Source organism: Beijerinckia sp. L45, assembly GCF_009765775.1.
Taxonomy (GTDB): Bacteria; Pseudomonadota; Alphaproteobacteria; order Rhizobiales; family Beijerinckiaceae; genus RH-AL1.
Genome location: NZ_LMUU01000068.1, coordinates 66,858 through 74,867 on the forward strand (window position 1 = coordinate 66,858; position 8,010 = coordinate 74,867).

Consider the following 8,010-nt stretch of genomic DNA (forward strand, 5'->3'; position numbering starts at 1 on the left):
CGATTTCTGATCGCTTTAGTGATTCCACCAAAGCGGAAAGCGCTCTAAGTCCCGACCGCCACCAGCGCCGCGGCCCGATTGATGCGGAAGCGCCCGACGATGCTGGTCAAGGCCTGCGTCTCATGCTGCAGGGCATGCGCGGCGGTCGAGGCCTCCTCGACCATGGCGGCGCTGCGCTGAATCCCGTGGTCCATTTCGGTGACCGCGATATTGATCTCGGCGAGACCCGTCGCCTGCTCGTGCGACGACGCGGAGATCGCGCGCAGCAGCTCGGCCATGTCGGCCACCTTGTCGATGATGCCGCGCAAGGCGACGCCCGTCGCGCCGACCAGCGCGACGCCGTTCTCGACCTGGGCGTTCGACACGGCCATCAGGTTCTCGATCTCCTTCGCGGCTTCGCCGGAACGCTGCGCCAGATTGCGCACCTCCGCCGCCACCACGGAAAAGCCGCGGCCGGCGTCTCCGGCGCGAGCGGCCTCGATCTCGGCATTGAGAGACAACAGATTGGTCTGATACGCGATGTCGTTGATGACGCCGGCGATCCGGCGGATCTGCCGCGACGACGCCTTGATCTGCCCCATGGCTTCGACGGCGTTCTGGACGACGACACCGGACGTCTCGGCGGCGCCACGCGTGGCGGCGACCACGGCAGCAACTTCGCCGGCGCCGACGGCCATCCGCGTCACCGTCGCGGTGATCAGGTTCAACGCTGCCGCCGTCTGCTCCAGGCTTGCCGCCTGCTGCACCGCGCGTTTGGACAGGTCGTCCGACGCTTCGGCGATGTCGTCGGAGCCGGACCCGATGATGCCGATCGCCCTGATGATCGTCGCCAGCGCCTCCTCCAGGCTGGAGGCAGTCACATTGAAATCCCCGCGGAGCTTCTCGTAGTCGTCGCTGAAGGCGCGATCCAGACGTCCGGTCAGATCGCCTTGCGACAGGCGATCCAGGCCCACCGCGAGGGCTGCCACCACGATCTTCTGCTGATTCAGCACCGCCGCGCGGACCACCTCGGACTGTTTCAGCCGCAAGCCGTTCTCCTTGAAGATCTGGACGGCCGCCGCCATCTGCCCGATCTCGTCGCGGCGACCGGTATCGCCGATCATCGTCGAATAATCGTCGCGGCCAAGCCGCATCATGCTGTGCGACAGCGCCTTCAACGGGCGAAGCACCCAGAGACTGATCGTCGCGTAGCCGCCGACGAGGGCGAGCCCCAGAAGTCCGAGATTCATGACGTAGGTGATGGCGACGGTTCGATCGCTGGCGGCGATCAAACGAAGCTTGCCGGCGTCGGCGGACGCCAGCACACGATTGGTTTCCGCAGCCAGCATCTTCACGAAGGCGACGAACGCCGGGCGGCAGGTCTCGAGAAACTCGGCCTGCGCGGCGAGCGCCGACGCGGAATCGTTGCCATGCGATCCTTCGGCGACCGCCGCTGCGCAAGTGGCGTCGATGATCGCCAATCCCTGACGAAGCGCGGCTTCGAAGGCCGCCGCTTGCTCTGGGTCGGCCGTCTTCGCCCGGCTCATCAAGTCGATAAAGGAAGCGCGCGCCGCCAACAGGTCGGTCAGGGCCTGTTTGTTGCCCTGATCGGTCGTGACAACGTCGAGATAACTAATCGCAACGCGCGCTTCATTGAGGGCAAGATCGGCTCGGGCCAACAGTACGGCGGCCGTCCCTTGCTGATCGATGACGGCGCTATAGGCCGCGCTCAAATCCCGCATCTGTGACGTAGAGAAAGCCGCCGAAGCAAAAGCAACGACGCCGAACATCAGAAGTACAATGAAGAATTTTACAATAATCGGAGCATTGCTAATCGGCATTTTGCGGCCTCGACGAGCCGCGTTAACGCGATCCAACTATGCATACGATACCACAAATGTTAATAATCATGGTTGTGAAAGGTGAGTTTTATCAGGGTAATGGGTTGATATTCCCACCCGTGTTTTCCGGTCGGCGCACCATGGTTTTTAACAGCGGAACCCAAATTGCGATTTCGTCGAAGAAGGTTTTTGTGTCGACACGACAGTCACCATTTCGGTAACGGCGCATCCAACCGCCTGTCGTGGACATTTTCCGAGGTGGGAGCGACGACATAATCTTGATGGCAATCTCAATTCGCGCGCGAAGTGCAGATGATGCGAGGGCGTTTCGAGGATCGAGAGGATGGTGATCCTGCCGAGATCTCGGAGCGAGGGATGATCACTGACGCAGCCCAGTTGCCTCGCGATGATGTTCCGTCTATGTTCCTTAGCTTAAGCGCGGGACCAAGACCATGGCTGCCATCACCAACTACATCATCCTGCCGTTTCTCCTCGACAAGCGGGGCAAGCTGAAGCCAGGCACGGCACAAAAGGCGAAGGATTGCGGCAAGGCGATCGCCGCGGCGGAGCGGATGGCCGGCCAATATGCCGGCATCGTCGTCCTCGAGGAACAGTGCGACCCCGAGCAGGACATCTTCGCCGAGCCAAAACTGATCCGCGCGATCGGGCGTGTGCCGGAAGAGATGATCGAACAGCTGGCCGCGTGAGCCGGCCGTCTGGCGGTTAACTAATAATTAACCAATCGATTGACGCGGCACCATCGCTGCGCCCAAATACCGCCATCAGGTTGGAGGCGGGTCTATGTTGGTCGCTGTTGCCCGGACGTTCGCTTTGCTGGCTTTGCTGACATATGTCGGCGGCGCGGGAGCGGCGCAGGCCGCCGAGATGCACGCGAGCTTCGCGACCGTCGGCGACGTCACCGCGATGCCCTACGGCTGGGCCGATTTCTGCGGACGCCGCCCGGAAGAATGCCGCGTCGAAGCGCTGATGCCGGCCGACGTCGCGCTCACCGCCAAGGTGATGCGGGTGATGCGTCACATCAACAGCGCGGTCAACGCGGCGATCGAGCCGGTCAGCAACATGGACCACTGGGGCACGATGCTCGACCATTGGGACTACCCCACAGACGGCAAGGGCGATTGCAAGATCTACGCGCTGGAGAAGCGCAAGCTGCTCCTCGATCAGGGCTTTCCCCGCCAGGCGCTGCTGATGACCATCGTCCGCGATCTCGACGGCAACGGCCACACCATTCTCACCGTCAAGACCGACAAGGGCGATTTCATCCTCGACAACATGGTCGAGGAGATCCGCGCCTGGGACGCGACCGGCTACCGGTTTGTCAAGCGACAGTCGCAGAGCGACCCCAACGTCTGGGTCTCCATCGGCCCGTCGAGCGCGCCGCGCACCACCGCCGAAGTCGCAGGCCGAACGCGCAACTTGAACTGAGCGGCTGATCCGCCCCTATTTTCTGACAGAGGGTGTAGCCGGAAGCGGCGTTCCGGGCGGCTGGACGAGCGTCGTGACCTGGGCATGCAGGACGCGCAGATGCGCCTCATCCTGCTGCAGATCGAAGAGATAGCCGTCAAGGTCCTTCAGCTTCTCCGCTTCGAGCTTGGCGAACATGCGCTCGTCGTCGGCCATCATGTCCAGCGCGATCTTCCTATAGAGCGGCGTGACGCTCTCTGGATTGTTGCCGTAGATGTCGACGAAATGTGCTCGGGCGATCAGCATCGAGGTCAGGCGATGGCGGAGGTCCGTGTCGGGCCCGGCATCGGTGTCGGCCGCCGTCGTGCGCGGTGCCCGGCCGTCCTGATCGGCAACGTCGGAGCTCGACCCGTCGCGTTTCGATTGCACATGGGCGCGATCGGTCGCCTCCTGCTGCAGGCGGCTTTGCCGCATCTGGACGACTTCGTAGACGAAGCCAGCGGTCGTGGCGGGCGTGCCGATCGTGACAAGGGTCCACAGCACCAGGTTTTTGGCGCCCGTCTCAACGACGATAGCGGCCGCCGCCGCTCCGATCGAGATCCTCTTCAACTGGCTCATGATGGTCTCTTCGGACCACGCCGCAGGGCATCATCCGACCTTCGGCGGGTATTCCACGCCCGCAAGCTTAAGCGACTCTTAGCGGGGCACAACAAAATCGCGGACCGGAGGGCGGAGCTGCATCCCGGCCAGGTTTTACCGCTCCTCGTCAAATCGGCTTATGTTGCATCGCACACGCCGTCGGAGTTTCCATGCTGTCGCTACCCCTGCTCGCGCTGACCATCGCCTCCTTCGGCATCGGCACGACCGAATTCATCATCATGGGCCTGCTGCCGGACGTGTCGAGCAGCCTCGGCGTCAGCGTTCCGCAGGCCGGCCTGCTGGTCTCCGGCTACGCGTTCGGCGTGGCCTTCGGCTCCCCCTTCGTCGCGATCGCCACGGCGCGATGGCCGCGCCGGACCGCGCTGGTCGCCTTGATGGGGGTCTTCATCCTCGGCAACATCGGCTGCGCGCTGGCGCCGACCTATGCCCTGCTCATGCTGGCGCGGGTGGTGACCTCGTTCGCCCACGGCGCCTTTTTCGGGATCGGCAGCGTGGTCGCCCGCGATCTCGTGCCGGCCAACCGGCGGACCCAGGCGGTGGCGATGATGTTCGCCGGGCTCACCCTCTCCAACATCCTGGGCGTCCCCTTCGGCACGGCGCTCGGCCAGGCTTTTGGCTGGCGCATGCCGTTCTGGGTCGTGACCGGCATCGGCATCGTCGCCTGCGCCGCGATCGCCCGCACCATCCCGGCGATGCCGGGATCGACCACGGGCCTTGCCGCGGAGTTCCTGACGCTACGGCATCCCCGCGTCCTGCTGCCGATGGCGATCAGCACGCTGTCCTCCGTCAGCCTGTTCAGCGTGGTGACGTATATTACCCCGCTGCTGGAACACGTCAGCGGCCTGACTCCGCACGGGGTCACCATCGCGCTGCTCCTGTTCGGCGTCGGCCTGACGGTCGGCAACCTCATCGGCGGCCGCCTCGCGGACTGGCGCCTGCTGACGACCGTCATCGGCAGCTTCGCCGCGATCATCGTCGTGCTGCTGATCTTCACGGTGACGAGCCATGCGGCGGTGCCGGCCGTGGTGACGCTGACGCTCTGGGGGGCGCTCGCCTTCGCGCTGGTGTCGCCGCTGCAGAGCTGGGTCGTCGAAGCGGCGAGCGATGCGCCGAACTTGGCCGCGACACTGAACCAGGGCGCCTTCAACTTCGGCAATGCGACGGGCGCCTGGGCCGGAGGCGTCGCGCTCAGCGCCGGCGTCGGCTACGGATCGCTGCCCTGGCTTGGCGCCGGCGTCGCCGCGATCGCACTGGCGGTCACTCTCGTGGCGGCGCGGGGCGTCTTAGCGAGCCGTGTCCTGGAGGCCTGATCCAGGCGCCGGCGTCGGTGCACGGCTGCAATAGCTACTTGCCGTCCAAGGGCATCACCACCCAGTGCGGACCGCTCGGCGCCTGGACCAGCATCATCACCTCGTGACGGCCGGCCGCGCGGGTCTGCTCGAGACGCTTCGTCACCTCGTCGGGCGAGGTCACCCGATCCTGGGCGACGCGGAGAATGATGTTGCCGCGGGCGAGGCGCAGGTCCGCGGCCGGACTGTTGGCCGAAACCCCGATGATCGCGACGGCGGGCTTGCCGTCCTGGAACTGCGGCGTGCCGGCAGACTGCGCATCCGCGACCGCCAGCTTGAGGCCGAGATCCGGCGTGATCTTGCGCACCGCCTGTGTCTGCGGCGGCTGCGGTCCGGCGGGGTCGTAGATGTTGTTGGGCCAGTTCGCGACGGGAACGTCGATGCTTTGCGCGGCGCCGTTGCGCCAGATTTTCAGCGCCACGACGCTGCCCGGCGCGCTGGCACCGAGACTGCGCAGCAGCGCCCGGACGTCGCGCGGCTCCTTGCCGTTGAGGGCGAGAACGACGTCGCCTTCCTGGATTCCCTTGGTGAGCGCCGGACCGTCGTTGATGACGCCGGTGACGATGCCGCCGGACCGCGACGGCAGGCCCAGCGCGAGCTGGATCTCCGGCGTGACCTGCTGCAGCCGCAAGCCGATGAAGCCGGCGCGCATGCGGCCGTATTTCCGCATCTCGTCGACCACCCAGGTGGCGTCGTTCGCGGGGATCGCGAGGCCGAGGCCGGCCGAGCCGCTCTGCTGGCCAGGCGCGTATAGCGCCCAGTTGACGCCGATGACTTCACCCTTGAGGTTGAACAGCGGCCCGCCGGAGTTGCCGTGGTTGATCGCGGCATCGGTCTGGACGAAGTCGTCGATCATCGTCGAGTTGATGTCGCGATTGAGCGCGCTGACGACGCCGACGCTGAGCGAACTGCTGAGGCCGAGCGGATTGCCGATCGCCATGACCGTCTCGCCGATGCGCAGCGCGTCGCTGTCGCCGAATTTGACGCTGGCGAGCGGCTTGCCGGCGTCGATCTTGAGCAGCGCGAGATCCGGCCGCTGGTTGGTGGCGACGATCTTGGCGGGGAAGGTCGAGCCATCGACGAAGGCCACGGTGACGTCGTAGCCGCCTTCCACCACATGGTTGTTGGTGACGATGTAGCCATCGGACGTGATGACAAATCCCGACCCCAGCGCCCGGTCCGGCACCACCTGATCCGGCGCGTCCTCGGGGTCGCTGCCGGCCTTCTTCAGCACCGAGATGTTGACCACCGAATTCAACAGCGGCGCGACGATCTCGGGGAGGTCCGGTGCGTCCCCCCGCTGGAATCCGGCGCTGGCGCACGAAGCGCCGGTCACTTGCAGAAGCAGGATAACAACGATCATCCGCATCGCATGCATGCCGGCGCTCCCCTTCACGTCACGAGCGGAGGAAACACCCACCGCCCGTCGTCTTCAAGCTCTGATTGGCGAGAGATGACTTGGGCCAAAGATTACTTGCAGCCTTCCGCGCGGGGATCGGTCCCGCGGTCGAAGGACTGCGCCGTCTGCGCGCCGAAGGCAGGCTTCTCGCCGCCAGCGCGCGGATCGGTCCCGCGATCGAAGGACTGCGCCGCCTGCGCGCCGAAGGCAGGCTTCTCGCCGCCAGCGCGCGGATCGGTTCCGCGGTCGAAGGACTGTGCCGCCTGCGCGCCGACGCAAGGCTTGGTCTGGGCGTAAGCGCCCTGGGCGACCAGAAGGGGAAGGACAACGGCCGCTGTGCTGAGTGTCTTTATGAACATGGATGCCTACCAAAAGTGAGAGAATTCACGTTTACGCTTTTGTAATCAACGCTGATCGCGCCGACAATCGACCTGTCGTCGCTGTATGAAGCCTCGGCCTTTGCATCGTGCTTCCGGCCGCGGTACCGCTATGCAAGAACCGCAACCGTCCCCAAACCTCGCCGAGAGGCCCGCGGACGCCTCTCAGCTCCCGATGCAACATCTATTCACGTCCGGCCCGGATCAAAAGACGCGAAATCGAAATACTGTTTTTCAGTTTTTGGATCGAACTTTGGACGATTTGCATCAAGATTGATCACGTCGAGCGTGATGGAAGTATCGCCACTCGCGCTGTTGTCGACGCGCAAGACGTGGCGAGAGGCTCGCCGATATCGCGATCGCAGCCGGCTTTTCGGTCTGCCCAAATTTTAGTACCGGGCGGATGCGGGGTACGCCCCTTGCCGCGCGGACACGAAAAGCGCCTTCCTTTCGCGGGCGGCGAAGGCGAGCCCAGACTTAACGGTGCGGCTTGGAGTCGTCGTCGGCGCTGCGGCCTGACAGGATGTCGTCGATGGCATGGGCAAACCAGGCGCGCTTGACGGCGTCGTCAGCCGCCTGCCGGCCCGTGGCCGATGCGGCTTGGGCCGACTGCGGATGCGAAGACCCGGCGTCGGTTGCCGATGCCGTCACCGGCCCCGCAACAGCGAGGGCTACGGCCACGGCGAGAGCTGAAATCTTGATCACAGGAACCTCCAGAACGACGACACCGGTGTCGTCGCGATATGGCGACGATCCCGGGCTTGTTAAAGGTATGATGACCGTAATTTGATCGCGCGGCGCACTCGGCTTAAAGCGGCCCGGGCGTTGAGAGAAAAAGGCGGCAGGATTTGCCGCCCCGAGCGCGCGCCGTGCGAGACCTCGCACGGCGCGCGCTCATCGTGGTGCGGCCGGGGGTCGACCTTCAGCTCATATTCGGCATGACGAACTCGGCGCCGGCGCGGATGCCGGTCGGCCAGCGG

At 64.9% G+C, this 8,010-nt stretch carries 9 protein-coding genes; 3 read left to right on the plus strand and 6 right to left on the minus strand.

Annotation, left to right across the window (positions count from 1 at the left end; translation table 11 throughout):
- Window positions 1-44 precede the first annotated feature (44 nt).
- Entirely contained in the window at window positions 45-1,712 is a 1,668-nt protein-coding gene (locus GSQ79_RS07155) for a HAMP domain-containing methyl-accepting chemotaxis protein (protein ID WP_158808038.1), read from the minus strand.
- A 560-nt stretch (window positions 1,713-2,272) separates the two neighbouring features.
- On the opposite strand from GSQ79_RS07155, the gene GSQ79_RS07160 reads away from it, so the two are divergent.
- Both GSQ79_RS07160 and GSQ79_RS07165 read left to right on the plus strand, forming a co-directional pair.
- On the plus strand, window positions 2,273-2,527 hold the full coding sequence (locus GSQ79_RS07160; RefSeq protein WP_158808039.1) for a hypothetical protein: 255 nt from the start codon (window positions 2,273-2,275) through the stop codon (window positions 2,525-2,527).
- A 94-nt stretch (window positions 2,528-2,621) separates the two neighbouring features.
- Window positions 2,622-3,266: a transglutaminase-like cysteine peptidase gene (locus GSQ79_RS07165; RefSeq protein WP_158808040.1), complete on the plus strand. Its 645-nt coding sequence runs from the start codon at window positions 2,622-2,624 to the stop codon at window positions 3,264-3,266.
- A 15-nt stretch (window positions 3,267-3,281) separates the two neighbouring features.
- On the opposite strand, the gene GSQ79_RS07170 is transcribed toward GSQ79_RS07165, so the two are convergent.
- On the minus strand, window positions 3,282-3,863 hold the full coding sequence (locus tag GSQ79_RS07170) for a hypothetical protein (RefSeq protein WP_158808041.1): 582 nt from the start codon (window positions 3,861-3,863) through the stop codon (window positions 3,282-3,284).
- A gap of 191 nt (window positions 3,864-4,054) precedes the next feature.
- Between GSQ79_RS07170 and GSQ79_RS07175 the strand changes: the two genes are divergently transcribed.
- The gene (locus tag GSQ79_RS07175; RefSeq protein ID WP_158808042.1) at window positions 4,055-5,215 is read left to right on the plus strand and encodes an MFS transporter; all 1,161 of its coding nucleotides are present in this window, start codon (window positions 4,055-4,057) and stop codon (window positions 5,213-5,215) included.
- Window positions 5,216-5,249: 34 nt separating this feature from the next.
- On the opposite strand, the gene GSQ79_RS07180 is transcribed toward GSQ79_RS07175, so the two are convergent.
- The 4 genes from GSQ79_RS07180 to GSQ79_RS28920 all read right to left on the minus strand — a co-directional run.
- A complete protein-coding gene (locus GSQ79_RS07180) occupies window positions 5,250-6,617 on the minus strand; it encodes a trypsin-like peptidase domain-containing protein (protein WP_210253029.1) in 1,368 nt (455 codons plus the stop codon).
- A 107-nt stretch (window positions 6,618-6,724) separates the two neighbouring features.
- Window positions 6,725-7,012, minus strand: a complete 288-nt coding sequence (locus GSQ79_RS07185; protein ID WP_158808044.1) for a hypothetical protein — start codon at window positions 7,010-7,012, stop codon at window positions 6,725-6,727.
- Between the two features lie 495 nt (window positions 7,013-7,507).
- Entirely contained in the window at window positions 7,508-7,735 is a 228-nt protein-coding gene (locus GSQ79_RS07190; RefSeq protein ID WP_158808045.1) for a hypothetical protein, read from the minus strand.
- 59 nt (window positions 7,736-7,794) lie between these two features.
- Window positions 7,795-8,010: hypothetical protein (locus GSQ79_RS28920; RefSeq protein WP_210253030.1), on the minus strand; the 216-nt coding region annotated here is incomplete at its 5' end.

Coding starts and splice junctions, on each gene's coding strand:
- GSQ79_RS07160 (WP_158808039.1), top strand. CDS start 2,273: ATGGCTGCCATCACCAACTACATCATCCTGCCGTTTCTCCTCGACAAG.
- GSQ79_RS07165 (WP_158808040.1), top strand. CDS start 2,622: ATGTTGGTCGCTGTTGCCCGGACGTTCGCTTTGCTGGCTTTGCTGACA.
- GSQ79_RS07170 (WP_158808041.1), bottom strand. CDS start 3,863: ATGAGCCAGTTGAAGAGGATCTCGATCGGAGCGGCGGCGGCCGCTATC.
- GSQ79_RS07175 (WP_158808042.1), top strand. CDS start 4,055: ATGCTGTCGCTACCCCTGCTCGCGCTGACCATCGCCTCCTTCGGCATC.
- GSQ79_RS07180 (WP_210253029.1), bottom strand. CDS start 6,617: ATGATCGTTGTTATCCTGCTTCTGCAAGTGACCGGCGCTTCGTGCGCC.
- GSQ79_RS07185 (WP_158808044.1), bottom strand. CDS start 7,012: ATGTTCATAAAGACACTCAGCACAGCGGCCGTTGTCCTTCCCCTTCTG.